The organism is Pseudomonas sp. GD03862 (assembly GCF_029840855.1).
In the GTDB taxonomy this organism is placed as follows: Bacteria; Pseudomonadota; Gammaproteobacteria; order Pseudomonadales; family Pseudomonadaceae; genus Aquipseudomonas; species Aquipseudomonas alloputida.
In genome coordinates this window covers 47,304-71,449 of sequence record NZ_JAOCDI010000005.1, presented here as the reverse complement: position 1 = coordinate 71,449, position 24,146 = coordinate 47,304, and the positions used below count along the sequence as shown (strand labels likewise).

Sequence of the window (24,146 nt, the reverse complement as noted above, 5' to 3'; positions counted from 1 at the left end):
CGGCAATCCCTTCCTAGACTTGTAAGTCTCCATGAGGCCTGGTCTAGGAAGAGAGCGTCGTCATGTCCCAGTCGCCATCCCTGCATCAACTGCAAGAGCTCAACCCATTTCTGCGCCGCCACCTGGGCCCCGATGCCACAGAGCAGCAGGCCATGCTCAACGCGCTGGGTATCGCCAGCCGCAACGAGCTGATCGAGCAGACCGTTCCCCCAGACATCCGCCTCAATCGCCCCCTCGACCTCCCTGCGGCACTGGACGAGCAAGCCGCCCTGGCCAAGCTGGCCGGTTATGCCGAACAGAACCAGGTCTGGACCAGCCTCATCGGCATGGGCTACCACGGCACCATCACCCCCACGGTCATCCTGCGCAACGTGCTGGAAAACCCTGGCTGGTACACCGCCTACACGCCCTACCAACCCGAAATTGCCCAAGGCCGGCTGGAGGCGCTGCTGAACTTCCAGCAAATGGTCATCGACCTCACCGGCCTGCCTCTGGCCAATGCCTCGCTGCTCGATGAAGCCACCGCTGCCGCCGAGGCCATGGCCCTGGCCAAGCGGGTGGCGCGCAACAAGAGCAACGCCTTCTTTGCCGACGAGCACTGCCATCCGCAGACCCTATCGGTACTCAAGACCCGCGCCGAAGGCTTCGGCTTCGAGCTGATCGTCGATTCTGTGGATAACCTTGCCAAACACTCGGTGTTCGGCGCTTTGCTGCAGTACCCGGACACCCACGGCGAAGTGCGCGATTTGCGCCCGCTGATCGACCAGTTGCACAGCCAGCAGGCCATGGCCTGCGTAGCCGCTGACCTGCTGAGCCTGGTGGTGTTGGCACCGCCCGGAGAGCTGGGCGCCGATGTGGTGCTGGGCTCGACCCAGCGCTTTGGTGTGCCGATGGGCTACGGCGGGCCTCACGCGGCCTATTTCGCCTGTCGCGACGACTACAAGCGGGCCATGCCGGGGCGCATCATCGGCGTGTCGCGCGATGCCCGTGGCAACACCGCATTACGGATGGCCCTGCAGACCCGCGAGCAGCATATTCGCCGCGAAAAGGCCAACTCCAACATCTGCACGGCCCAGGTGCTGCTGGCCAACATCGCCGGCTTCTACGCGGTGTACCACGGCCCGGAAGGCCTGCAACGCATCGCTCAGCGTGTGCACCGGCTGACCTTCATCCTGGCTGCCGGCCTTGAGGCCAAAGGCATCAAACGCCTCAATCAGCACTTCTTCGACACCCTTACCCTGAATGTTGGCGGTGCCCAGGCGGCCATCATTGAAAGCGCCGAGGCCGCGCACATCAATTTGCGCATTCTCGGTCGCGGGCACCTGGGCGTGAGCCTGGACGAAACCTGCAACGAACAGACGGTGCTGCGCCTGCTCGACATCTTCCTGGGGGTGGATCATGGCCTGGAAATCACCGCCCTCGACCAGCTGGCCCTGCCTGAAGGCATCCCCGCCAGCCTGGTGCGACGCACGCCATTCCTCGCCCATCCGGTGTTCAACCTGCATCACAGCGAAACAGAGATGCTGCGCTACCTCAAGCAGCTAGAGAACAAGGACCTGGCGCTGAACCAGTCGATGATTCCGTTGGGCTCGTGCACCATGAAGCTCAACGCCACCAGTGAGATGATCCCCATCACCTGGCCTGGTTTTGCCCAGCTGCACCCTTTCGCCCCGGCGGCCCAGGCAGCAGGCTACAAGGCGATGATCGACGAACTGGAAAGCTGGCTGTGCGCGATCACCGGCTTCGATGCGATCTGCATGCAGCCCAACTCCGGTGCTCAGGGTGAATACGCCGGCCTGATGGCCATTACCCGCTATCACTGCAGCCGCCACCAGCCGATGCGCACGTTGTGCCTGATCCCGTCGTCGGCCCACGGCACCAACCCGGCGTCGGCACAGATGGCCGGCATGGAAGTGGTGATCGTCGATTGCGACAACGATGGCAACGTCGACCTGGCTGACCTCAAAGCCAAGGCGCATGCGGCCGGGGAACGTCTGTCGTGCCTGATGATCACCTACCCCTCGACCCACGGCGTGTACGAAGAGGGGATACGCGAAATCTGCGATGTGGTGCACCAGCACGGCGGCCAGGTTTACATGGACGGTGCCAACCTCAACGCCCAGGTGGGCCTGGCGCGCCCCGCAGACATTGGGGCCGATGTTTCACACATGAACCTGCACAAGACGTTCTGCATTCCCCACGGTGGCGGCGGCCCGGGTATGGGGCCGATCGGTATCCGCGCGCACCTCAAGCCGTTCGTCGCCAGCCACCCGGTAGTGCCGGTGCCTGGATTGGACCCGAACAATAGCGCGGTCAGCGCCGCGCCCTGGGGCAGCGCAAGCATCTTGCCGATCAGCTGGATGTACATCGCCATGATGGGCCCGCAGCTGGCCGACGCCAGCGAGGTGGCTATCCTTTCGGCCAACTACCTGGCCAGCCAGTTGGGCGCGGCGTTCCCGGTGCTCTACCGTGGGCGCAACCAGCGCGTGGCGCATGAATGCATCCTCGACCTGCGGCCGTTGAAGGCACTGACAGGCATCAGCGAAGAGGACGTGGCCAAGCGCCTGATGGACTATGGCTTCCACGCACCGACCATGTCGTTCCCGGTGCCGGGCACGTTGATGGTGGAGCCGACCGAGAGTGAATCGAAGGCCGAGCTGGATCGGTTCGTCGAGGCGATGCTGGCAATTCGGGCGGAAATTGACGAAGTACAGCAGGGCAACTGGCCAGCGGAGAACAACCCGCTGAAACATGCACCGCATACCTTGGCTGATGTCTTGGGGGTATGGGACAGACCGTATAGCCTGGAGCAGGCGGTGGCCCCCAGTACTCACGTGCGCCAGCACAAATACTGGCCGGCGGTGAACCGGGTAGACAACGTGTATGGGGACAGGAACCTGTTCTGTGCGTGTGTGCCGGTGGAGGCTTATCGCTGAGGTTGGTGTTGGATGCTTCGCGGGTGCCTGTAGGAGCGGGTTCACCCGCGAAGCAGGCGACGCAGTTACTCGGCTACCGCATTCTTGGCCAGGATGGCATTGGCCAACTCCATGTCGGAAGCCTGCATCCCTGGGTTCTCTGCCCTTGCCTCGCGCATGGCCGCTTCCAGGAACGGCCCGCGGATCGCGCCTTCGCTGGCGACGAAGCTGCTGGCGTCATCCTGCGCGGCCACTACCAGCTTGTGATCCCGCGAGGTCAGGTAGCTCGACGCCGTGGTAGCACCGGAAGTCATCACGTTACGCCAGAAGGTATCGGCCATGGCCGAGCCAAGAGGCAGCGAAAGCAAGGTAGCGGCGGCAATGGCGGTTTTGAGACGCATGTTGAAACACCTCGAAGGGTGATGGTTGAAGATGCGCGCTTGGATCTTTTCGGGCAAGGCAAGTTCCTTGAATACAAAGGACTTTTCGTCAGTTGCAGACGCGCAGCACTTCCTCGGCACGGGTCTGCCCAGCGGCCACCTTGGCCTCGCCGCAACGGCGCAGGTCAACCAGGCCATCGGCCAGCGCCTGGCGCCGCAAACGGGTCAGGTCGGCATCAGGGCCGATCAATGCGCGCAAGGTGTCGCTGGGCTCGAGCAGTTCGAATAATCCCGTGCGCCCCTGAAAACCGGTGCCGCGGCAGGCTCGGCAGGTGGCTGATGAACCTGCCTGGCAGTCGGTGCAGACAGTCCGCACCAGGCGCTGGGCCATCACCCCGATAAGCGTTGCCTTGATCAGGTAGTCGGCCACACCCAGCTCTTGCAAGCGGGTAATCGCTGCACAAGCGTCGTTGGTATGCAGGGTGGACAGTACCAGGTGCCCGGTCAGCGCTGCCTGAACTGCCACCAGGGCGGTTTCGCGGTCGCGAATTTCGCCGATCATGATGATATCGGGATCTTGGCGCAGCATGGCCCTGACCGCGTTGGCAAACCCCAGGTCCAGCGCGGGCTGCACCTGCAGCTGGTTGAAGGCAGGCTCCAGGCGCTCGATCGGGTCTTCGATGGTGCACAGGTTGACCTGTGGGGTGGCCAGCAGTTTGAGGCTGGTGTACAGCGTGCTGGTTTTGCCGGAGCCGGTGGGGCCGGTGACCAGGATGATGCCTTGGCGCTGACGTAGCAGGCGCTGCCATTGGGCCAGTTGCTGGCCGTGCAGGCCAAGGCGGTCGAAGCCCTCTTGCAACTGGTGCGGGTCGAACAGGCGCAGCACCAGTTTCTCGCCAAACGGGGTGGGCAGGGTCGAAAGCCGCAGCTCCACTTGGCCACCACCGGGTAGGCGGCTTTGCAGCCGGCCGTCCTGCGGCCGTCGCTTCTCTGCAACGTCCATGCGGCCCAGGTGTTTCAGGCGGCTGACGAGGGCCAGGGTGACCCCGGCGGGGAAGGCATAGACGGTGTGCAGCAGGCCATCGATGCGGTAGCGCAGCTGGCCCTGTTCGCGGCGTGGTTCCAGGTGGATATCGCTGGCGCGTTGCTCGATGGCGTACTGCAACAGCCAGTCGACGATATGCACGATATGCGCGTCGTCTGCGCTGGCCTCGGTCTGGCGTTTGCCCAGCTCAAGCAATTGCTCAAGTTCCCCCAGGCTCGCCGACTGCTGATATTGCGCGCCTTTTACCGACTGGGCCAGGCGGTGGAACGACTGCGCTGACTGACGGATCTGCTGCGGGCTGGCCAGTACGCGACGGATCGACCGGCCGAGGCTGCGGGCCAGGTCGGCCTGCCAGTCATTCTGGAAAGGCTGGGCGCTGGCGACGGTGACGCTGGAGGCATCGGCCGCGACGATGAGGATGCCGTGGCGCTGGGCGAAGGCTGGGGAGATCAGGCTGGTGACCTGGGGCAGGTCGAGTTGCATGGGGTCGATGCGCAGGTAGGGTTGGCCGACCTTGTCGGCCAGCCACTGGCAAAGGTGCTCCAAGTCCAGGGGCTGGCCGGGGTGCTGGCGGCTTTCCAGGCTGCAGGCGGCGATGTGCTCCAGCGGGTGGCTAGCGGGGTGGGCAGCGGCGTGCTCGAGTACTTGCAGGGTATCGCTGGCGTGCAGGTGCTGGTCAGCGAGCAGGGCCTGGAGCACGCGCTTGAGGTCGAGTGCGGGGTTGTCGGGGGTGTGCATGGTTGGCGTCCGTGCCTGATCGGGTAGTGCTGATCAAGGCTAGCCTGGCGGCGGGAGGCTATCGGAGGTGAAAGGTTTCGGGATTTTGCTGCGCCTGTACCGGACGCTTCGCGGGTGAACCCGCTCCTACAGGGATCGCACGGGCCTTGAAGGGTGGTTCAGACCACTGCCAACGCCACTCGCTGCAAGTTGGTCAGGCTCACCTCACCCACACACACCAGGTTACGCAGTTTCTGTGCAATGACTTCGGCCCGGTGCCAGCTCAACCCGCCAATGCCGATTTCGATATCCAGCCAGTCATCCTGCTGGCTGACCTGCACGCTATGCGGGGTCAGGAACTGCAAGGCGAACAGGTTGAGCACCCGGCACAGGCTATCGGGCTCGGCCTCGGCCTGCAGGCGATAGTGCACGGTGCTGTGGGCGTTGTTGGCGGCCCAGGCGTCGGTACGGGGCTGTGCGTTCATACTGGTCTCCGCAAATGAGGGAGAAATTCTTGCACGTTGCTGGCGGTATTTTTTCGCTATGATTGGGTGATTTTGCCCTGTTGGCGAATTTTTTTATTCAAGAAAATATGGTGTGGAGAATAAATAATGCACAGCGAGCTGGACGCCTACGACCGTCGCATCCTCGAGCTGCTGCAGGAGGACGCTTCGCTGTCCAGTGCACAGATCGCCGAGCGCGTCGGGCTGTCGCAATCGCCGTGCTGGCGGCGCATTCAGCGCTTGAAGGAAGAGGGGGTGATTCGTGGGCAGGTGACCTTGCTGGACCGCAAGAAGGTCGGCCTGAACACGCAGATTTTCGCCGAAGTAAAACTGAACGCCCATGGGCGCTCCAACTTTACCGAGTTCACCGAGGCGATCCGCGGGTTCCCTGAGGTGCTGGAGTGTTATGTGCTGATGGGGGCCGTGGACTTTCTGCTGCGAATCGTCACGTCGGACATCGAGGCCTACGAGCGGTTCTTCTTCGAAAAACTGTCGAACGTGCCGGGGATTCAGGAGGTGAACTCGATTGTGGCGCTTTCCGAGATCAAGTCCACCACTAGCCTGCCGCTACCGCGGTGAAGCCATTCGCGGGTAAACCCGCTCCTACACCGGTGAGGCCATTCGCGGGTAAACCGTGCCTACACCGGTGAGGCCATTCGCGGGTAAACCCGCGCCTACACCGGCCTTACGCCTGGCGCGAACCTTTGTAGGAGCGGGTTTACCCGCGAAGCAGGCGACGCGGTATCACGCCTTGAGCAGGTGCTTCCAGCCGCGGCTCTGGTCGACCGCTCGAGCCTGTTCGATACGCGCTTCCAGCACTTCATCGCTGATGGGCTGCTCGGCCAGCTCGTGCAGCTTTTTCAGGTCGCCGTACAAGCGGTCCATTTGCGGCGCTTCCAGCACCTGGCGGGCGTGGTGCAGCCAGGCCAGAAGCTGCTCGATACGTGGCAGCTGCTCGGCCAGGTCTTCCGGGCGCTGGGTGTACAGCGGCAGCTTCAGTGCGCGGCCTTCCTCGCCCAGCAGGTGCCCCAGCCAGCTGGCCAGTTGCGCCTTGCCCTGGCGTTCGCCGCGGCCCTTGCGCTCTGCGGTCCAGGTCCGGGCCATCAGCCAGCGTGAGGTTTCCAGCGAGAACTGGCCCCAGCGTACGTCTTCCAGCTCTTCGGCAAACTGCTCGGGCGCGGCGCGACGGATGTCTTCGTCATCGTTGCCGGCCTGAACCAGCGGGCGCCAGTCTTCAAGCAAGGCATCAAGGCTGGCGCGCAGGTCGCGGGTGGTGGCGCGCGGTGCTGCCTGGCCCAGGCTGGCGGTGAGCGCGCGCAGCTCGCTCAGGCACTCGACCCAGTCCTGGAGCAGGCGCCAGTGGCCGTTGTGGCGGTACTGCTCGGCCAGGCGCTGGCTGCTGCCCAGCAGCTGCCAGGCGAGGGCGGCATAGGCGTCGTCCAGGGCCATTTCGGCTTCCAGCGCGGTGTGCGGCAGGTCCAGCTCGTAGCTGTCCGGTTCCAGCAGGCGGTAACCGCGCTCAGCCTTGCTGATGTCGCACGGCATCAGTGGCAGGCTGGCGGCAAGTTCTGCGGCCAGTTCCAGTAGTGCTTGCGGTTCACCCTCGCGCAGTTCCAGCTCCAGCTCGCAGATCTCTTCCTTGCGCTTGCCGGCGATCACGAAGCCTTGGTCCAGTGCAGCCTCGATCACCACCTTGCTCTTGCCACGGCCCCAGGCGATTTCGGCGTATTCACGGCTGAAGTCGGTGGTGAACAGCGGCTTGATGGTTTTCTTGTCCAGGTTGGCCAGTTGCTCGGGCCAGCAGGTGGCGTCCAGCTTCTTCAGGTCGAGCTTGACCTTGTCCAGGTTCCATTCGTACTCGTTGCGCTCGGACAGGCCGGCCACGCTCTGGCCGCGGCACTTGAGGGTTTGAATGACAGCGTCGCCATCGCGGCGCAGGCGCAGGGCGACACGGGCGGCGGACAGCTCACGCTCGGGGGTGTCGAAGTACTGGTTGAGCAGTTCACGGGTCTGCCAGCCGGACTTGTTGCGCTTTTTCAGCAGAGGGTGCTCGCGCAGGGCGGCAAGGGTCTCGCGGCTGGCGCGGAGCTTCAGTTCGGTTTCTTTGTGCATCACAGACTCGAAAGAGGGGGCGTGGTTGGCAGAGAGTCTACAGCAGTCAGCCCTCAACGGTTTATTCCAGACAGCGGATAGTCCTATGATGGGCAACGTTTCCGAGGAGTACGCGCATGCCGTTGCCGACGCTGAAAGACCAGTTTGCCGCCTTGATCGCCGCGCCTTCGGTCAGCTGTACCCAACCTGCGCTGGACCAGTCCAACCGCCAGGTTATCTACCTGCTGGCCGGTTGGCTGGGCGACCTGGGTTTCAAGTGCGATATCCAGCAGGTCAGCCCCGGCAAGTTCAACCTGCTGGCCAGCCGTGGCACGGGCCCGGGAGGGCTGGTGCTGGCCGGGCACAGCGATACTGTGCCCTATGACGAACAGCTGTGGGCCAGCGACCCGCTGAAGCTGACCGAGACCGATGGCCGTTGGGTCGGCCTGGGCAGCTGCGACATGAAGGGCTTCTTCGCCCTGGTCATCGAAGCGGTCATCCCGCTGCTGGAGCACGACTTCAAGGAGCCGCTGCTGATCCTTGCCACCTGCGATGAAGAAAGCTCCATGTCCGGCGCCCGTGCCCTGGCCGAGGCCGGCCGGCCACTGGGCCGTGCAGCGATCATCGGTGAGCCTACCGGGCTGCGGCCGATCCGCATGCACAAGGGCATCCTCATGGACCGCATCGACATCCTCGGTCGCAGCGGCCATTCGTCGGACCCAAGCCTGGGCCGCAGCGCCATGGAGGCCATGCATGCGGTCATGGGCGAGCTGATGGGCCTGCGCCAGCAGTGGCAACAAACCTATAGCAACCCGCAATTCACCGTGCCGACCCCGACCATGAACTTCGGCTGCATCCACGGCGGCGACAACCCCAACCGTATCTGCGGCCAGTGCGCCCTGGAGTTCGACCTGCGGCCGCTGCCGGGCATGGACGTGGACCAGCTGCGCGCGGCCATTCGCGAAAAGCTGGTACCCGTGGCCGAGCGCCATGAGGTGCGCATCGACTATGCGCCGCTGTTCCCGGAGGTGCCGCCGTTCGAGCAGGCTGCCGATGTCGAGCTGGTACAGGTCGCGGAGCGCCTGACCGGCCATCGCGCTGAAGCGGTGGCGTTCGGCACCGAAGCACCTTATCTTCAGCAACTGGGCTGCCAGACCATCGTGCTGGGCCCTGGCGACATTGCCTGTGCCCACCAGCCCGGCGAATACCTTGAAATGTCACGAATCGAGCCTACCGTGCGTCTATTGCGTGACCTGATCCGGCACTATTGCCTGCACTAAACGTCAATCGAACTGATTCGTTCCTGCCTAGAGGAGACCGCGCGTGACCGCAAGCCTGTTCCGACGATGATCCTGAACGCCCCCTGCATCGCCGTTCTCCGTCCACTTATCCACAGGCCCTGTCATGCCCGATTACGTCAACTGGCTGCGTCATGCATCCCCCTATATCAATGCCCATCGCGACTGCACCTTCGTGGTCATGCTCCCTGGCGATGGGGTGGAACACCCTAATTTCGGCAATATCGTCCACGACCTGGTGCTGCTGCACAGCCTCGGCGTGCGGCTGGTGCTGGTGCATGGCTCGCGCCCGCAGATCGAAAGCCGGCTGGCCGATCGCGGCCTGACCCCGCACTACCACCGGGGCATGCGTATTACTGATGCGGCCACCCTGGACTGCGTGATCGATGCCGTCGGCGCCCTGCGCCTGGCCATTGAAGCGCGGCTGTCGATGGACATCGCCGCTTCGCCGATGCAGGGCTCGCGCCTGCGCGTGGCCTCCGGCAACCTGGTCACCGCGCGGCCGATCGGCGTGCTCGAAGGCGTGGATTACCACCACACTGGCGAAGTGCGCCGGGTCGACCGCAAGGGCATCAGCCGCCTGCTCGACGAGCGTTCCATCGTGCTGTTGTCGCCCTTGGGCTACTCGCCTACCGGGGAAATCTTCAACCTGGCCTGCGAAGACGTGGCTACCCGCGCGGCCATCGAACTGGGCGCCGACAAGTTGCTGCTGTTCGGCGCCGAGCCGGGCCTGTTGGACGCTGACGGTAGGTTGGTGCGCGAACTGCGTCCGCAGCAGGTTGCTCCGCATCTGCAGCGTCTAGGCAGCGACTACCAGGGCGAACTGCTGGATGCTGCGGCCGAGGCTTGCAAAGGCGGTGTGGCGCGCAGCCATATCGTCAGCTATGCCGAGGACGGCGCGCTGCTCACCGAGCTGTTCACACGGGGCGGTGGCGGTACGCTGGTGTCGCAGGAGCAGTTCGAAGTGGTGCGCGAGGCGACCATCGAGGACGTCGGTGGCCTGCTGGAGTTGATCAGCCCGCTGGAAGAGCAGGGCATCCTGGTGCGCCGTTCGCGCGAAGTGCTGGAGCGAGAGATCGAGCAGTTCAGCGTGGTCGAGCGCGAGGGCATGATCATCGCCTGTGCGGCGCTGTACCCGATTGCCGATTCCGAAGCCGGGGAGCTGGCTTGCCTGGCGGTGAACCCGGAGTACCGCCATGGCGGGCGTGGCGATGAGCTGCTGGAACGCATCGAGAGCCGGGCACGGCAGATGGGCTTGAGTACTTTGTTCGTGCTGACTACGCGCACTGCGCACTGGTTCCGCGAGCGCGGCTTTGCGCCGAGTGGCGTGGAGCGGCTGCCGGCGGCGCGGGCTTCGCTGTACAACTACCAGCGCAATTCGAAGATTTTCGAGAAGCCCCTGTAAGCCTGGGCCGCCCTCTTCGCGGGCACGCCCGCTCCCACAGGTAAGTTACAGGCTTCAGCCCTCGAAATAACCCTGTGGGAGCGGGCGAGCCCGCGAAGAGGGCGACACCGGTCTCAAACAAAAACGCCGCCCTTGAGGGGCGGCGTTTTCGTTTACACGGTATGCAGGTACCAGTTGTACTCGAGGTCGGAGATCGAGTGCTCGAACTCTTCCAGCTCGCTTTCCTTGCACGCGACAAAGATGTCGATGTACTTCGGATCGATGTACTTGTTCAGGATCTCGCTGTCGTCCAGCTCGCGCAGGGCATCGCGCAGGTTGTTCGGCAGGCTCTGCTCCAGCTGCTCGTACGAGTTGCCTTCGATCGGCGCGCCTGGCTCGATCTTGTTGGTCAGGCCATGGTGCACGCCAGCCAGTACGGCAGCCATCATCAGGTACGGGTTGGCGTCGGCCCCGGCGACGCGGTGCTCGATGCGCACGGCATCGGCCGAGCCGGTCGGTACGCGCAGCGCTACGGTGCGGTTGTCCAGGCCCCAGCTTGGCGCGTTCGGCACGTAGAACTGCGCGCCAAAGCGGCGGTACGAGTTGACGTTCGGGCAAAGGAAGGCCATGGACGCGGGCAGGGTCTCGAGCACACCGCCGACAGCGTGACGTAGCGCGGCGTTCTGCTCGGGATCCTCGCTGGTGAAGATGTTGTTGCCATCTTTGTCCAGCACGGAAATGTGCACGTGCAGGCCGTTGCCTGCCTGGCCCGGGTAGGGCTTGGCCATGAAGGTGGTGTCCATTTCATGGTCGTAGGCGATGTTCTTGATCAACCGCTTGAGCAGTACCGCGTAGTCGCAGGCCTTGAGCGGGTCGGCCACGTGGTGCAGGTTGACTTCGAACTGCGCCGGGGCGCTTTCCTTGACGATGGCGTCGGCCGGGATGCCTTGTTCTTTCGCGCCTTCGAGGATGTCCTGCAGGCAGTCGGCATATTCGTCGAGGTCGTCGATCAGGTACACCTGGGTCGACTGCGGGCGTTTGCCCGAAATTGGCGAGCGTGGTGGCTGCGGGCGGCCGTTCACGTTCTCCTGGTCGATCAGGTAGAACTCCAGCTCGAATGCGGCGCAGATAGTCAGGCCCAGTTCGTCGAACTTGGTCACCACCTGACGCAGCACTTCGCGCGGGTCGGCGAAGAACGGCTCGCCTTCCAGCTCGTGCATGGTCATCAGCAGCTGGGCGGTGGGGCGCTTTTGCCATGGCTCGTTACAGAGCGTGTCGGGGATTGGATAGCAGATGCGGTCAGCATCGCCGATGTCCAGGCCCAGCCCGGTGCTTTCGACGGTGGAACCGTTGATGTCCAGGGCAAAGAGGGAGGCCGGCAGATTGATGCCTTTCTCGTAAACCTTGTGGAGGCTGGTGCGCTCTATGCGCTTGCCACGCACCACACCATTCATATCTGCAATCAGAAGGTCAACGTAGAGAACCTCAGGATGTTCCTTAAGGAACGCGTTCGCTTCGTTAAGCTGAACGGCACGCGGGGGTACCGACATGATGCAACACCTTTGTTGTTAAAAATATCAATCAAGGGGGGCTTGCAAGACCAGTCAATCGAAAAGAGATACTGATGTCAAGCCGACCCCATGATGCCCTGAAATGGCACATCTACGGCAGATTTGCTGCATATCGGGGCAATCCATTATCCGCTATTTCCCGGGTAAAGGGCTATCTCCGGTGCGCCGTGTTTTATTTTTTACGGAGGTGTTGTGTAAAAAAATGAACAAGGCTAAGCTCGGTTTCAACCCAAAACACAATAATACGAGGGTCACATGGTTCGCTTGCCGCGACCTGAAAGCATTGCCTGTGCAGTGCCATCGGGTACATCCGTCGTTTTTGCAAGCTTCGTCAATGGCGTGGTCGCCCTGGCCGCAATAATTGACGTTTCGCGTTCCCGGACCGGTCCTCGCAGCGGCTTGCCGCCTTTCGCTTCACCTTCCTGCCTTTTGAACTCATTACGGACACAGCTGATTTCAGTGTATCCACTGTGGCTCTGCGCGTGGGTTTTTGCTTTAGCAATCGACTCCATCCAGAATCAAGTCGCGGACCACCTTACCTCCTGAGGTATTTATGAGTAACAACCTCGACCAGCTCACCGATTGGTTGAAAGAGCACAAGATCACCGAAGTCGAATGCATGATCAGCGACCTGACCGGCATCACGCGCGGCAAGATTTCGCCAACCAACAAATTCATCGCTGAAAAAGGCATGCGGCTGCCCGAGAGCGTGCTGCTGCAGACCGTGACCGGCGACTACGTCGACGACGACATCTATTACGAACTGCTCGACCCGGCAGACATCGACATGATCTGCCGCCCTGACGAGAACGCTGTGTTCCTCGTCCCGTGGGCCATCGAGCCGACCGCACAGGTCATCCACGACACCTACGACAAGAAGGGCAACCCGGTCGAACTGTCGCCGCGCAACGTGCTGAAGAAAGTGCTCAAGCTATACGCCGACAAGGGCTGGCAGCCGATCGTCGCACCGGAGATGGAGTTCTACCTGACCAAGCGCAGCGAAGACCCGGACTTTCCGCTGCAGCCCCCGGTAGGCCGTTCCGGTCGCCCGGAAACCGGCCGTCAGTCGTTCTCGATCGAAGCTGCCAACGAATTCGACCCGCTGTTCGAAGACGTCTACGACTGGTGCGAGCTGCAGCAGCTGGACCTCGACACGCTGATCCACGAAGACGGCACGGCGCAGATGGAAATCAACTTCCGTCACGGCGACGCCCTGCACCTGGCCGACCAGATCCTGGTGTTCAAGCGCACCATGCGCGAGGCGGCGCTCAAGCACAACGTGGCTGCCACCTTCATGGCCAAACCGATGACCGGCGAGCCGGGCAGTGCCATGCACCTGCACCAGAGTGTGGTCGACGTGGCCACCGGCAAGAACATCTTCAGCAATGAAGACGGCAGCATGAGCGCGCTGTTCCTCAACCATATTGGCGGCCTGCAGAAGTTCATCCCCGAGGCGCTGCCGCTGTTCGCGCCCAACGTCAACTCGTTCCGCCGCTTCCTGCCCGACACTTCGGCGCCGGTGAACGTGGAGTGGGGCGAAGAAAACCGCACCGTCGGCCTGCGCGTACCGGATGCCGGCCCGCAAAGCCGGCGCGTCGAAAACCGCCTGCCGGGCGCCGACGCCAACCCGTACCTGGCCATCGCCGCCAGCCTGCTGTGTGGCTACATCGGCATGGTCGAAGGTATCGAGGCCAGCGCGCCAGTGCAGGGCCGTGGTTACGAACGCCGCAACCTGCGCCTGCCCCTGACCATCGAAGACGCCTTGGAACGCATGGAAAACAGCCGTGCGCTGGTGCAGTACCTGGGCAAGAAATTCATTACCGGGTATGTCGCTACCAAGCGCGCCGAGCATGAAAACTTCAAGCGCGTCATCAGTTCGTGGGAGCGTGAGTTCCTGCTGTTCGCTGTCTGATCAACCCTGGTGCCGCAGGAGCGCGGCGGTCCAATAACGGAGAAGCACATGAGCGTCAACAACCCGCAAACCCGTGAATGGCAAACCCTGAGCGGGGAGCATCACCTCGCACCTTTCAGTGACTACAAGCAGCTGAAGGAGAAGGGGCCGCGCATCATCACCAAGGCCCAGGGTGTGCATTTGTGGGATAGCGAGGGGCACAAGATCCTCGACGGTATGGCCGGTCTATGGTGCGTGGCGGTCGGCTACGGACGTGAAGAGCTGGTGCAGGCGGCGGAAAAACAGATGCGCGAGCTGCCGTACTACAACCTGTTCTTCCAGACCGCTCACCCGCCTGCGCTCGAGCTGGCCAAGGCGATCACCGACGTGGCGCCGAAAGGTATGACCCATGTGTTCTTCACCGGCTCCGGCTCCGAAGGCAACGACACTGTGCTGCGCATGGTGCGTCACTACTGGGCGCTGAAGGGCAAACCGCACAAGCAGACCATCATCGGCCGCATCAACGGTTACCACGGCTCCACCTTCGCCGGTGCATGCCTGGGCGGCATGAGCGGCATGCACGAGCAGGGTGGCCTGCCGATCCCGGGCATCGTGCACATCCCTCAGCCGTACTGGTTCGGCGAGGGAGGCGACATGACCCCTGACGAATTCGGTGTCTGGGCCGCCGAGCAGTTGGAGAAGAAGATCCTCGAAGTCGGCGAAGACAACGTCGCTGCCTTCATCGCCGAGCCGATCCAGGGCGCTGGCGGTGTGATCATCCCGCCGGAAACCTACTGGCCGAAGGTGAAGGAGATCCTCGCCAGGTACGACATCCTGTTCGTCGCCGACGAGGTGATCTGCGGCTTCGGCCGTACCGGCGAGTGGTTCGGCTCGGACTACTACGACCTCAAGCCCGACCTGATGACCATCGCGAAAGGCCTGACCTCCGGTTACATCCCCATGGGCGGTGTGATCGTGCGTGACACCGTGGCCAAGGTGATCAGCGAAGGCGGCGACTTCAACCACGGTTTCACCTACTCCGGCCACCCGGTGGCGGCCGCGGTGGGCCTGGAAAACCTGCGCATTCTGCGTGACGAGAAGATTGTCGAGAAGGCGCGCACGGAAGCGGCACCGTATTTGCAAAAGCGTTTGCGCGAGCTGCAAGACCATCCACTGGTGGGTGAAGTGCGCGGCCTGGGCATGCTGGGAGCGATCGAGCTGGTCAAGGACAAGGCCACCCGCAGCCGTTACGAGGGCAAGGGCGTTGGCATGATCTGTCGCACCTTCTGCTTCGAGAACGGCCTGATCATGCGTGCGGTGGGTGACACCATGATCATCGCGCCGCCGCTGGTAATCAGCCATGCGGAGATCGACGAACTGGTGGAAAAGGCGCGCAAGTGCCTGGACCTGACCCTTGAGGCGATTCAATAAGCGTTTGCTAGGCTAGCGTTGTGACATTAAGTCGTTACATGGCCCTGCTTTCCTTGATACAGGGCCTTGTAACTTGCCAGACTAGCGACTGTTTCAGTCGCCGCGCGCTCTGCACCGTGGGTTCTGGCTGCTGGACAGTTGCTAAATAAAAAATCTGGAGCATTACGCATGAATAAAATGGGCAAGACGTTGCTGGCCGCCGCCCTGATGGGTGCCATGGCCTCCGCTGTTCAGGCTGAAGACAAAGTGTTGAACGTCTATAACTGGTCGGACTACATCGCTCCGGACACCATCGCCAAGTTCGAGAAGCAGACGGGGATCAAGGTCAAGTACGACGTCTTCGACAGCAACGAAACCCTGGAAGCCAAGCTGCTGGCAGGCAAGTCGGGCTATGACATCGTCGTGCCTTCGAACAATTTCCTGGCCAAGCAGATCAAGGCGGGCGTGTACGAGGAGCTGGACCGTTCCAAGCTGCCGAACTGGAAGAACCTCGATCCTGACCTGCTCAAGGCCGTTGGCGATGCCAGCGACAAGGACAACAAGCATGCCTTCCCTTATATGTGGGGCTCGATCGGCATTGGCTACAACCCGGAGAAGGTCAAGGCTGCGCTGGGCGTGGACAAGATCGATTCGTGGGACGTGGTGTTCAAGCCTGAGAACATCGCCAAGCTCAAGAGCTGCGGCGTGAGCTTCCTCGACGCCCCGACCGAAATGCTCCCGGCTGCGCTGCACTACCTCGGCAAGCCGACCGACAGCACCAAGAAAGAAGACCTGAAGGCCGCCGAGGACCTGTTCCTCAAGATCCGTCCTTCGATCACCTACTTCCACTCGTCCAAGTACATCGGCGACATGGCCAACGGCAACATCTGTGTAGCCGTCGGTTACTCGGGTGACCTGGAGCAGTCCAAGGCCCGTGCCCATGAAGCGGGCGACAAGGTCAAAGTGGACTACGTCATTCCGAAGGAAGGTGCCGGTACTTTCTACGACATGGTCGCCATCCCGAAAGATGCCGAACATAAAGACGCTGCCTATCAGTTCATGAACTTCCTGATGCAGCCGGAAATCATGGCTGAAATCACCAACGCCGTGCGCTTCCCGAACGGTAACGCTGCTGCTACCCAGTTCGTGGACAAAGACATCACCAGCGACCCGAGCATCTACCCGCCTGCCGAAGTGAAGAAGCAGCTGTACGCGATCGCTGCGCCTGACGCTTCTGTGCAGCGAGTGATCACCCGCAGCTGGACGAAGATCAAGTCGGGCAAGTAAGCCCGATGCGACAGCTCTGGGCCGGGTTTTTCGGCCCAGAGCCATTGAAAGGTAATTGATGATTGCGGCATCGAAGCTGCGAAGTTAAGTTGCGCGCCGGTTTTGCGTGTGCGGCAGCATTGTCGCTACCCAGGCACTGATTGTGAGGACCCCCACTTGTCTATTTCTGTATTCCGCAAGGCCTTGATGGCTGGCGCGGGCCTGACGCTGGCATGCAGCGTCCAAGCGGCGCCGACGGTGCACTTCTATAACTGGTCCGACTACATCGGCCCCACCACACTCGCGGACTTCGAGAAAGCCACGGGCATCAAGCCTGTGCAAGATGTGTTCGACTCCAACGAAACCCTGGAAGGCAAGCTGCTGGCCGGTAACACCGGCTATGACGTGGTGGTGCCGTCCAACCATTTCCTCGGCAAGCAGATCAAGGCGGGCGCCTTTCAGAAGCTCGACAAGAACCTGCTGCCCAACTATTCCAATCTCGACCCGGCGTTGATGAAGCGCCTGGAAAAGAACGACCCGGGCAACCAGTACGCGGTGCCTTACCTGTGGGGTACCAACGGCATCGGTTACAACGTCGACAAGGTCAAGGCCGCGCTGGGCGTGGACACCATCGACTCCTGGGCCGTGCTGTTCGAACCCGAAAACATGAAGAAGCTCTCCAAGTGCGGTGTGGCCTTCCTCGACTCGGCGGACGAAATGCTGCCAGCGGTGCTCAACTACATGGGCCTCAACCCGAACAGCACCGACCCCAAGGATTACGCCAAGGCCGAGCAGAAGCTGCTGGCCGTGCGCCCGTACGTGACCTACTTCCACTCGTCCAAGTACATCACCGACCTGGCCAACGGCGACATCTGCGTCGCGGCAGGTTTCTCGGGTGATGTGTTCCAGGCCAAGGCCCGCGCAGAAGAAGCGAAGAAGGGCGTGAACCTGGCCTACGCCATTCCCAAGGAAGGCGGCAACCTCTGGTTCGACGTGCTGGCGATCCCCAAGGACGCCAAGAACGTCAAAGAGGCGCATGCCTTCATCAACTATTTGCTGAAACCTGAGGTTATCGCCCAGGTCAGTGATTACGTCGGTTACGCCAACCCGAACCCCAAGGCTGGCGACCTGATGGACCAGGCCGTGAGGACTGACGCTGCGGTTTACCCATCGCAGGAAGTGCTGAACAAGATGTTCGTGAACTCAGAGTTGCCACCCAAGGTGCAACGGCTGATGACCCGTAGCTGGACCAAGGTCAAGTCGGGCAAGTAAAAAATCCAGACCCGCGGCGGCCTCTGCAGGTCTGGCCGCGCGGGCACAAAAATCTTGTTGGGAGTTTCACTCATGGCAGTTGCCTCCGGTGCCTATAAAAAAGCCCTCGAGGGTGACCAGCAACCCAAGCAGGTGCTGGTCAAGATCGACCGGGTCACGAAAAAGTTCGACGAAACGGTAGCCGTGGACGATGTGTCCCTGGAAATTCGCAAGGGTGAGATATTCGCCTTGCTGGGTGGCTCCGGTTCCGGCAAGTCTACCTTGCTGCGCATGCTGGCCGGCTTCGAGCGCCCATCCGAAGGTCGGATCTTCCTCGATGGCGTCGACATTACCGACATGCCGCCCTACGAGCGGCCGATCAATATGATGTTCCAGTCCTACGCGCTGTTCCCGCACATGACCGTGGCGCAGAACATCGCCTTCGGCCTGCAGCAGGACAAGCTGCCCAAGGCCGAGATCGATGCCCGCGTGGCCGAGATGCTCAAGCTGGTGCACATGACCCAGTACGCCAAGCGCAAGCCGCACCAGTTGTCGGGCGGCCAGCGTCAGCGTGTGGCGTTGGCCCGCTCGTTGGCCAAGCGGCCCAAACTGCTGCTGCTCGACGAGCCGATGGGGGCACTGGACAAGAAACTGCGTTCGCAGATGCAGCTGGAGCTGGTCGAGATCATCGAGCGCGTGGGGGTAACCTGCGTGATGGTGACCCACGACCAGGAAGAGGCCATGACCATGGCCCAGCGCATCGCCATCATGCACCTGGGCTGGATCGCCCAGATCGGTTCGCCAGTGGACATCTACGAGACACCTACCAGCCGCCTGGTGTGCGAGTTCATCGGTAACGTCAACCTGTTCGAAGGTGACGTGGTCGACGACGCCGAAGGCTACGCGATCATTGCCAGCCCGGAGCTGGAGCGCAAGATCTACGTGGGCCACGGCATCACCACCTCGGTGGAAGACAAGCACATCACCTACGCCCTGCGTCCGGAAAAGATGCTGGTCACCACCCAGCAGCCAACCTGCGAGCACAACTGGTCGCGCGGCAAGATCCACGACATCGCCTACCTGGGCGGCCACTCGGTGTTCTATGTGGAGCTGCCGAGCGGCAAGGTCGTCCAGTCGTTCGTTGCCAACGCCGAGCGCCAAGGTACCCGCCCTACCTGGGGCGATGAAGTGTACGTATGGTGGGAAGACGACAGCGGCGTGGTACTGCGGTCATGAAACTGCGCAAGCTCAAGCGAGCCTTCCAGCGTCTGGTCCCGGAGGGGCGGCACTTGGTGATCGGCGTGCCGTTCATCTGGCTGTTCCTGTTCTTCATGCTGCCGTTCTTCATCGTCCTGAAGATCAGTTTTGCCGAAGCTGACGTGGCAATTCCGCCGTATACCGAGATCTACACCTACGTCGAAGACAAGATCCAGCTGGTCCTCAACCTGGCCAACTACGGGCTGTTGACCGAGGATGAGCTGTACCTCTCGGCCTATCTGGGTTCGTTGAAGATGGCGTTCTTCAGCACCCTGCTGTGCCTGCTGATCGGCTTCCCGATGGCCTACGCCATTGCCAACGCCAAGAAGGAGACCCAGACGGTCCTGCTGTTGCTGATCATGATGCCAACCTGGACCGCGATCCTGATCCGCGTCTATGCCTGGATGGGTATTCTCAGCAACAACGGCCTGCTCAACGGTTTCCTCCTGTGGACCGGGTTGATCGACCAGCCGTTGCAGATCCTCAACACCAACCTGGCGGTATACATCGGCGTTGTCTATTCGTACCTGCCATTCATGATCCTGCCGCTGTTCGCCAACCTGGTGAAGCATGATCCGAGCCTGCTCGAAGCTGCCTCCGACCTGGGTTCGAGCACCTTCAACAGCTTCTGGAAGATCACGGTACCGTTGTCGAAAAACGGCATCATCGCCGGCTGCATGCTGGTGTTCATCCCGGTGGTGGGCGAGTTCGTGATCCCGGAACTGCTCGGCGGCCCGGAAACCCTGATGATCGGTAAAGTGCTGTGGCAGGAGTTCTTCAACAACCGTGACTGGCCGGTGGCATCCGCCCTGGCGGTGGTGATGCTGGCGATCCTGATCGTGCCGATCCTGCTGTTCAACCGTAGCCAGGCCAAAGAGATGGAGGGCCGCGCATGAAACGCTTCAGTTTCTCCAAGCTGATGCTGGTGCTCGGCTTGCTGTTCATCTACTTGCCGATGCTGATCCTTGTGATCTACTCGTTCAACGCCTCCAAGCTGGTGACGGTGTGGGGCGGCTGGTCGATCAAATGGTACGTCGGCCTGCTCGACAACTCCCAGCTGATGGGTTCGGTGATGCGCTCGCTGGAAATCGCTTGCTACACGGCGGTGGCAGCGGTGGCGCTGGGTACCCTGGCGGCCTTCGTGCTGACCCGCGTCACCCGCTTCAAGGGCCGCACGCTGTTCGGTGGCCTGGTCACTGCGCCGCTGGTAATGCCCGAAGTGATCACCGGTCTGTCGCTGTTGCTGCTGTTCGTGGCCATGGCGCAGATGATCGGCTGGCCGCAGGAGCGTGGTGTCGTCACCATCTGGATCGCCCATACAACGTTCTGTGCGGCGTATGTGGCGGTGGTGGTGTCGGCTCGCCTGCGTGAGCTGGACCTGTCGATCGAGGAAGCGGCGATGGACCTGGGTGCCAAGCCGTGGAAGGTGTTCTTCCTGATCACCATCCCGATGATCGCGCCATCGCTGGCGGCGGGCGGCATGATGTCGTTTGCCTTGTCGCTGGACGACCTGGTCTTGGCAAGCTTCGTCTCCGGGCCTGGCTCGACCACCTTGCCGATGGAAGTGTTCTCGGCGGTTCGTCTGGGCGTGAAGCCTGAGATCAACGCCGTGGCCAGCCTGATCTTGCTGTCGGTATCGCTGGTGACCTTTTTCGTCTGGTACTTCAGCCGCCAGGCCGAAGAGCGTCGTCGCAAGGCGATTCAGCAGGCGATCGAAGAGGGTGCTGCAGCCAACGCTTCGCAGCCGCAGGTCAAGCGCCCGAGCCAGCTCACGGCTTCAGCCTGATATAGAGCCTGTTCGCGGCGAGCCAGTGCCGCGAACAGGCTCGTACAGGCTCCGAAATTGCCTGGCTGGTACTCACCAGAAATTCTTAGCTCAGTCGGCATATCATAATTATTGGCGTACATTGCCCATGCTGATCTGGGTGGCAAATGCGCTTGTCCTGCCGTTATTGTTAACAGGCACGCTGGACGTACCTGCATTAGAGTTAAGGGCTTGAGCGGCTGCTGCGTGATTAGCTGCTGAGTTTCCTGTGGCTTTACTGTAAGTTGGTGGTGGGGTCTCTGTAGAGACACTAGGCCTTGAGAAATCTAGCGCTCGCTCATAAGAAGGTGGTAAATCGCCAGGGAGAGGCGCCGACCGAGCAGCGTTAATGGTGCGCATTCTTAGCATAGCAAGTTGCCCAGCACCTATAACCAGTACGGTTACTAAGGAAAGTAATCCTCCAGCCAGTTCTAGTTTTTTGGAATTTTTAATCATTCCAGCGATCGCCAGCCCGGTTCCCACAAGCCCGGTGGCGAATGCAGTATATCGAAGCCCCACCCCAATGATGCCGAAACTTAAGTGCCCTGTGGGATCAACGCGATTTACCGGGTCACCCGCACAATACATATAAGCGTTCAACCCACCTTTCCCGAATGGGCTAAGATTATCTGGGCTGCAGAACCTCTCGAGGGTGGGATTATACATACGATACCCATTCCCGAGCGCATAGCAGCCTGTTGCTGAGTCCAGCGGCTCGCCGTTGAATGCCAAGAGGGTATTCGATTCGCTACGGGCGGGGCAGTGGCCATAAGGGCTGTAGGGATACGCCTTCAGCGCGGCATGCCCTAACTCGGTCATGACGGTGTCAGTATTGCTAACGCCCATGAGTAAGTGACCTTCGTCAGCAACTGAGGCGCGTTGCGCTAAAAGACCACCCGCATGCCGGAAGACCGAATGTGTCAGAGCGTCTTTGACTTCGGTAGCAATACGGCTGTTCTGATAAAAGCGCAGTGTTTTTTTTGCAGCGGCCACGGGACCTCCTGGGATTCGACATTGCGCAGAGAGCTGTCTGGTTATTGCTCGCACAGGTGAAAACATCAGCTTGAACACAGTGTGCTGTGGCGGGGAGTGCCCGGCTACTGGTAGAAATGTCAGGTCATCAAGCGAGCTGAGCCTGCCGCGTATCGCATGCCTTGGCATTGTTTTATCTGCCAGGCGGCTGCTTCGACCTGCGCCACCCGCTTTCGCGGGTACCCTCAGTGGATTCTTTGATTATTCAACTTGGCCGGAGGCATCCGCCCTGGCGGTGGTGATGCTGGCGATCCTGATCGTGCCGATCCTGCTGTTCAACCGTAGCCAGGCCAAAGAGATGGAGGGCCGCGCATGAAACGCTTCAGTTTCTCCAAGCTGATGCTGGTGCTCGGCTTGCTGTTCATCTACTTGCCGATGCTGATCCTGGTGATCTACTCGTTCAACGCCTCCAAGCTGGTGACGGTGTGGGGCGGCTGGTCGATCAAATGGTACGTCGGCCTGCTCGACAACTCCCAGCTGATGGGTTCGGTGATGCGCTCGCTGGAAATCGCTTGCTACACGGCGGTGGCAGCGGTGGCGCTGGGTACCCTGGCGGCCTTCGTGCTGACCCGCGTCACCCGCTTCAAGGGCCGCACGCTGTTCGGTGGCCTGGTCACTGCGCCGCTGGTAATGCCCGAAGTGATCACCGGTCTGTCGCTGTTGCTGCTGTTCGTGGCCATGGCGCAGATGATCGGCTGGCCGCAGGAGCGTGGTGTCGTCACCATCTGGATCGCCCATACAACGTTCTGTGCGGCGTATGTGGCGGTGGTGGTGTCGGCTCGCCTGCGTGAGCTGGACCTGTCGATCGAGGAAGCGGCGATGGACCTGGGTGCCAAGCCGTGGAAGGTGTTCTTCCTGATCACCATCCCGATGATCGCGCCATCGCTGGCGGCGGGCGGCATGATGTCGTTCGCCCTGTCGCTGGACGACCTGGTATTGGCCAGCTTCGTCTCCGGGCCTGGCTCGACCACCTTGCCGATGGAAGTGTTCTCGGCGGTTCGTCTGGGCGTGAAGCCTGAGATCAACGCCGTGGCCAGCCTGATCTTGCTGTCGGTATCGCTGGTGACCTTCTTCGTCTGGTACTTCAGCCGCCAGGCCGAAGAGCGTCGTCGCAAGGCGATTCAGCAGGCGATCGAAGAGGGTGCTGCAGCCAACGCTTCGCAGCCGCAGGTCAAGCGCCCGTCGCAGGTGGCTGCGTCGGCCTGACCGGGCCCTTTCGCGGGCACGCCCGCTCCCACAGGGACCTCACAGCCTTCAGGGTTGTGCTGAGCCCTGTGGGGCAGGGGCATCACGATCTTCAGGGTTGTGGTGAGCCCTGTGGGGTAGGGGTGTCATAGCTTTCAGGATTGTGGTGAGCCGTGTGGGGTAGGGGTGTCATAGCTTTCAGGATTGTGGTGAGCCCTGTGGGGCAGGGGTATCACAGCCTTCAGGGTTGTGCTGAGCCCTGTGGGGTAGGGGTATCACAGCCTTCAGGGTTGTGCTGAGCCCTGTGGGGCAGGGGTATCACAGCCTTCAGGGTTGTGCTGAGCCCTGTGGGGCAGGGGTGTCACAGCCTTCAGGGTTGTGCTGAGCCCTGTGGGGCAGGGGTATCACAGCCTTCAGGGTTGTGGGGAGCCCTGTGGGAGCGGGCATGCCCGCGAAGGCTCCAGCACCGATTCAAAGCCATACCGCATCCCAATGTGGATAGTCCCTGATACTTCTGACCAATCCAGCCCTCAAGGGATTGGCAACAATGTACCGGGCTACATGAACCACACACTCTTCCCGCCGCAGCGCATGGTCCTGGTAACCCGGTTGCCATATCGGCTTGTGCCCGACACCGGCCTTGCGCAAGGCAATCGCTGTGCGTGATTTGAACTTGCGCATCAACGTTCCCAATGTCACTTCTTTCAGCTCAATCAGCCAATGCAGATGGTCCGGCATCACTACCCAGGCCAACGATCGGCAGTCCTGAATGTCATCTGAGACCCGAAGGTGTTTGACCACCAAACGGGCATGGTGGAAGTCGCGGAACAGTGGTTTGCGTTGATGCGTGATGGTGGTCAGCATGTAGAGCCGGCCGGGCTCGGAGAAGCGCCCACGGCGCAATCGGTGGGATTCGGCTAACGGCATTTTGATCTTCCTTGAATGTGAGCCTCCCCGTGAAAGGTAGCGGTTGGAGCGGGGATGGCCGATGCCTGATGGTTTCTGGATATGGCAGATACTGATACATGGCTGTGGAGGCCTCTTCGCGGGCACGCCCGCTCCCACAGGTACCGCGCAAGTCTCAGATAGTGCGCTCTCTCTGTGAGAGCGGGCGTGCCCGCGAAGAGGCCCCCGCAGGCACCAAAA

20 protein-coding genes and 1 pseudogene are annotated in these 24,146 nt (G+C 61.6%); 13 read left to right on the top strand and 8 right to left on the bottom strand.

What is annotated here, in order from left to right:
- Positions 1–62 precede the first annotated feature (62 nt).
- Positions 63–2,936 (top strand): aminomethyl-transferring glycine dehydrogenase, encoded by a 2,874-nt coding sequence (gcvP, locus tag N5D53_RS05080; RefSeq protein WP_279840163.1) that lies wholly within the window; start codon positions 63–65, stop codon positions 2,934–2,936.
- A 65-nt stretch (positions 2,937–3,001) separates the two neighbouring features.
- On the opposite strand, the gene N5D53_RS05075 is transcribed toward gcvP, so the two are convergent.
- From N5D53_RS05075 to N5D53_RS05065, 3 genes are all read right to left on the bottom strand, one after another.
- Positions 3,002–3,316 carry a DUF2388 domain-containing protein gene (locus N5D53_RS05075; RefSeq protein ID WP_003253711.1) on the bottom strand — a complete coding sequence of 105 codons (315 nt, stop codon included), beginning with the start codon at positions 3,314–3,316 and terminating at the stop codon, positions 3,002–3,004.
- Between the two features lie 88 nt (positions 3,317–3,404).
- Positions 3,405–5,078, bottom strand: coding sequence for a GspE/PulE family protein (locus N5D53_RS05070; RefSeq protein ID WP_279840162.1), 1,674 nt, complete (start codon positions 5,076–5,078; stop codon positions 3,405–3,407).
- Between the two features lie 158 nt (positions 5,079–5,236).
- Positions 5,237–5,542 carry a hypothetical protein gene (locus N5D53_RS05065; protein WP_010955715.1) on the bottom strand — a complete coding sequence of 102 codons (306 nt, stop codon included), beginning with the start codon at positions 5,540–5,542 and terminating at the stop codon, positions 5,237–5,239.
- A gap of 126 nt (positions 5,543–5,668) precedes the next feature.
- Here N5D53_RS05065 and N5D53_RS05060 point away from each other — a divergent pair, with 126 nt between their 5' ends.
- Positions 5,669–6,139, top strand: a complete 471-nt coding sequence (locus tag N5D53_RS05060) for an Lrp/AsnC family transcriptional regulator (RefSeq protein ID WP_010955714.1) — start codon at positions 5,669–5,671, stop codon at positions 6,137–6,139.
- 165 nt (positions 6,140–6,304) lie between these two features.
- On the opposite strand, the gene N5D53_RS05055 is transcribed toward N5D53_RS05060, so the two are convergent.
- Complete coding sequence (locus N5D53_RS05055; RefSeq protein WP_003253720.1) at positions 6,305–7,672, bottom strand: CYTH domain-containing protein; 1,368 nt, start codon at positions 7,670–7,672, stop codon at positions 6,305–6,307.
- Between the two features lie 116 nt (positions 7,673–7,788).
- Between N5D53_RS05055 and argE the strand changes: the two genes are divergently transcribed.
- Together argE and argA are read left to right on the top strand one after the other, a co-directional pair.
- A complete protein-coding gene (gene argE / locus N5D53_RS05050) occupies positions 7,789–8,931 on the top strand; it encodes an acetylornithine deacetylase (RefSeq protein WP_274139557.1) in 1,143 nt (380 codons plus the stop codon).
- A gap of 124 nt (positions 8,932–9,055) precedes the next feature.
- The gene (argA, locus tag N5D53_RS05045; protein WP_003253723.1) at positions 9,056–10,354 is read left to right on the top strand and encodes an amino-acid N-acetyltransferase; all 1,299 of its coding nucleotides are present in this window, start codon (positions 9,056–9,058) and stop codon (positions 10,352–10,354) included.
- Positions 10,355–10,506: 152 nt separating this feature from the next.
- Here the strand turns inward: argA and N5D53_RS05040 are convergent, their stop codons facing one another.
- Positions 10,507–11,883, bottom strand: coding sequence for a glutamine synthetase family protein (locus N5D53_RS05040; protein WP_010955711.1), 1,377 nt, complete (start codon positions 11,881–11,883; stop codon positions 10,507–10,509).
- Between the two features lie 272 nt (positions 11,884–12,155).
- Positions 12,156–12,416, bottom strand: coding sequence for a hypothetical protein (locus tag N5D53_RS05035; RefSeq protein ID WP_020193883.1), 261 nt, complete (start codon positions 12,414–12,416; stop codon positions 12,156–12,158).
- 41 nt (positions 12,417–12,457) lie between these two features.
- Here N5D53_RS05035 and N5D53_RS05030 point away from each other — a divergent pair, with 41 nt between their 5' ends.
- From N5D53_RS05030 to N5D53_RS05000, 7 genes are all read left to right on the top strand, one after another.
- Positions 12,458–13,816, top strand: coding sequence for a glutamine synthetase family protein (locus N5D53_RS05030; RefSeq protein WP_010955710.1), 1,359 nt, complete (start codon positions 12,458–12,460; stop codon positions 13,814–13,816).
- 48 nt (positions 13,817–13,864) lie between these two features.
- Positions 13,865–15,226: an aspartate aminotransferase family protein gene (locus tag N5D53_RS05025; protein WP_010955709.1), complete on the top strand. Its 1,362-nt coding sequence runs from the start codon at positions 13,865–13,867 to the stop codon at positions 15,224–15,226.
- 168 nt (positions 15,227–15,394) lie between these two features.
- On the top strand, positions 15,395–16,492 hold the full coding sequence (locus N5D53_RS05020) for a polyamine ABC transporter substrate-binding protein (RefSeq protein WP_104962765.1): 1,098 nt from the start codon (positions 15,395–15,397) through the stop codon (positions 16,490–16,492).
- A gap of 156 nt (positions 16,493–16,648) precedes the next feature.
- Positions 16,649–17,743: a polyamine ABC transporter substrate-binding protein gene (locus N5D53_RS05015; RefSeq protein ID WP_104962764.1), complete on the top strand. Its 1,095-nt coding sequence runs from the start codon at positions 16,649–16,651 to the stop codon at positions 17,741–17,743.
- Positions 17,744–17,815: 72 nt separating this feature from the next.
- Entirely contained in the window at positions 17,816–18,958 is a 1,143-nt protein-coding gene (gene potA, locus N5D53_RS05010; protein WP_104962763.1) for a polyamine ABC transporter ATP-binding protein, read from the top strand.
- Positions 18,955–19,875 carry an ABC transporter permease subunit gene (locus N5D53_RS05005; protein ID WP_003253736.1) on the top strand — a complete coding sequence of 307 codons (921 nt, stop codon included), beginning with the start codon at positions 18,955–18,957 and terminating at the stop codon, positions 19,873–19,875. Before potA ends, N5D53_RS05005 begins: the two co-directional genes overlap by 4 nt.
- Positions 19,872–20,765: an ABC transporter permease subunit gene (locus tag N5D53_RS05000; RefSeq protein ID WP_104962762.1), complete on the top strand. Its 894-nt coding sequence runs from the start codon at positions 19,872–19,874 to the stop codon at positions 20,763–20,765. The genes N5D53_RS05005 and N5D53_RS05000 overlap by 4 nt, the downstream gene beginning before the upstream one ends.
- A gap of 108 nt (positions 20,766–20,873) precedes the next feature.
- On the opposite strand, the gene N5D53_RS04995 is transcribed toward N5D53_RS05000, so the two are convergent.
- Positions 20,874–21,776: an RHS repeat-associated core domain-containing protein gene (locus tag N5D53_RS04995; protein WP_104962761.1), complete on the bottom strand. Its 903-nt coding sequence runs from the start codon at positions 21,774–21,776 to the stop codon at positions 20,874–20,876.
- A 232-nt stretch (positions 21,777–22,008) separates the two neighbouring features.
- On the opposite strand from N5D53_RS04995, the pseudogene N5D53_RS04990 reads away from it, so the two are divergent.
- Positions 22,009–22,131 (top strand): annotated as a pseudogene (locus N5D53_RS04990) (putrescine ABC transporter permease PotH); the annotation flags it as partial.
- The gene (locus N5D53_RS04985; RefSeq protein WP_267811202.1) at positions 22,128–23,021 is read left to right on the top strand and encodes an ABC transporter permease subunit; all 894 of its coding nucleotides are present in this window, start codon (positions 22,128–22,130) and stop codon (positions 23,019–23,021) included. The pseudogene N5D53_RS04990 and the gene N5D53_RS04985, both read left to right, overlap by 4 nt.
- Before the next feature lie 450 nt (positions 23,022–23,471).
- On the opposite strand, the gene N5D53_RS04980 is transcribed toward N5D53_RS04985, so the two are convergent.
- Entirely contained in the window at positions 23,472–23,927 is a 456-nt protein-coding gene (locus tag N5D53_RS04980) for a transposase (RefSeq protein WP_064491253.1), read from the bottom strand.
- Positions 23,928–24,146 lie beyond the last annotated feature (219 nt).

What these genes read in the sequence shown, in the direction of transcription:
- gcvP (WP_279840163.1), top strand. Translation starts at nt 63, where the DNA reads ATGTCCCAGTCGCCATCCCTGCATCAACTGCAAGAGCTCAACCCATTT.
- N5D53_RS05075 (WP_003253711.1), bottom strand. Translation starts at nt 3,316, where the DNA reads ATGCGTCTCAAAACCGCCATTGCCGCCGCTACCTTGCTTTCGCTGCCT.
- N5D53_RS05070 (WP_279840162.1), bottom strand. Translation starts at nt 5,078, where the DNA reads ATGCACACCCCCGACAACCCCGCACTCGACCTCAAGCGCGTGCTCCAG.
- N5D53_RS05065 (WP_010955715.1), bottom strand. Translation starts at nt 5,542, where the DNA reads ATGAACGCACAGCCCCGTACCGACGCCTGGGCCGCCAACAACGCCCAC.
- N5D53_RS05060 (WP_010955714.1), top strand. Translation starts at nt 5,669, where the DNA reads ATGCACAGCGAGCTGGACGCCTACGACCGTCGCATCCTCGAGCTGCTG.
- N5D53_RS05055 (WP_003253720.1), bottom strand. Translation starts at nt 7,672, where the DNA reads ATGCACAAAGAAACCGAACTGAAGCTCCGCGCCAGCCGCGAGACCCTT.
- argE (WP_274139557.1), top strand. Translation starts at nt 7,789, where the DNA reads ATGCCGTTGCCGACGCTGAAAGACCAGTTTGCCGCCTTGATCGCCGCG.
- argA (WP_003253723.1), top strand. Translation starts at nt 9,056, where the DNA reads ATGCCCGATTACGTCAACTGGCTGCGTCATGCATCCCCCTATATCAAT.
- N5D53_RS05040 (WP_010955711.1), bottom strand. Translation starts at nt 11,883, where the DNA reads ATGTCGGTACCCCCGCGTGCCGTTCAGCTTAACGAAGCGAACGCGTTC.
- N5D53_RS05035 (WP_020193883.1), bottom strand. Translation starts at nt 12,416, where the DNA reads ATGGAGTCGATTGCTAAAGCAAAAACCCACGCGCAGAGCCACAGTGGA.
- N5D53_RS05030 (WP_010955710.1), top strand. Translation starts at nt 12,458, where the DNA reads ATGAGTAACAACCTCGACCAGCTCACCGATTGGTTGAAAGAGCACAAG.
- N5D53_RS05025 (WP_010955709.1), top strand. Translation starts at nt 13,865, where the DNA reads ATGAGCGTCAACAACCCGCAAACCCGTGAATGGCAAACCCTGAGCGGG.
- N5D53_RS05020 (WP_104962765.1), top strand. Translation starts at nt 15,395, where the DNA reads ATGAATAAAATGGGCAAGACGTTGCTGGCCGCCGCCCTGATGGGTGCC.
- potA (WP_104962763.1), top strand. Translation starts at nt 17,816, where the DNA reads ATGGCAGTTGCCTCCGGTGCCTATAAAAAAGCCCTCGAGGGTGACCAG.
- N5D53_RS05005 (WP_003253736.1), top strand. Translation starts at nt 18,955, where the DNA reads ATGAAACTGCGCAAGCTCAAGCGAGCCTTCCAGCGTCTGGTCCCGGAG.
- N5D53_RS05000 (WP_104962762.1), top strand. Translation starts at nt 19,872, where the DNA reads ATGAAACGCTTCAGTTTCTCCAAGCTGATGCTGGTGCTCGGCTTGCTG.
- N5D53_RS04985 (WP_267811202.1), top strand. Translation starts at nt 22,128, where the DNA reads ATGAAACGCTTCAGTTTCTCCAAGCTGATGCTGGTGCTCGGCTTGCTG.
- N5D53_RS04980 (WP_064491253.1), bottom strand. Translation starts at nt 23,927, where the DNA reads ATGCCGTTAGCCGAATCCCACCGATTGCGCCGTGGGCGCTTCTCCGAG.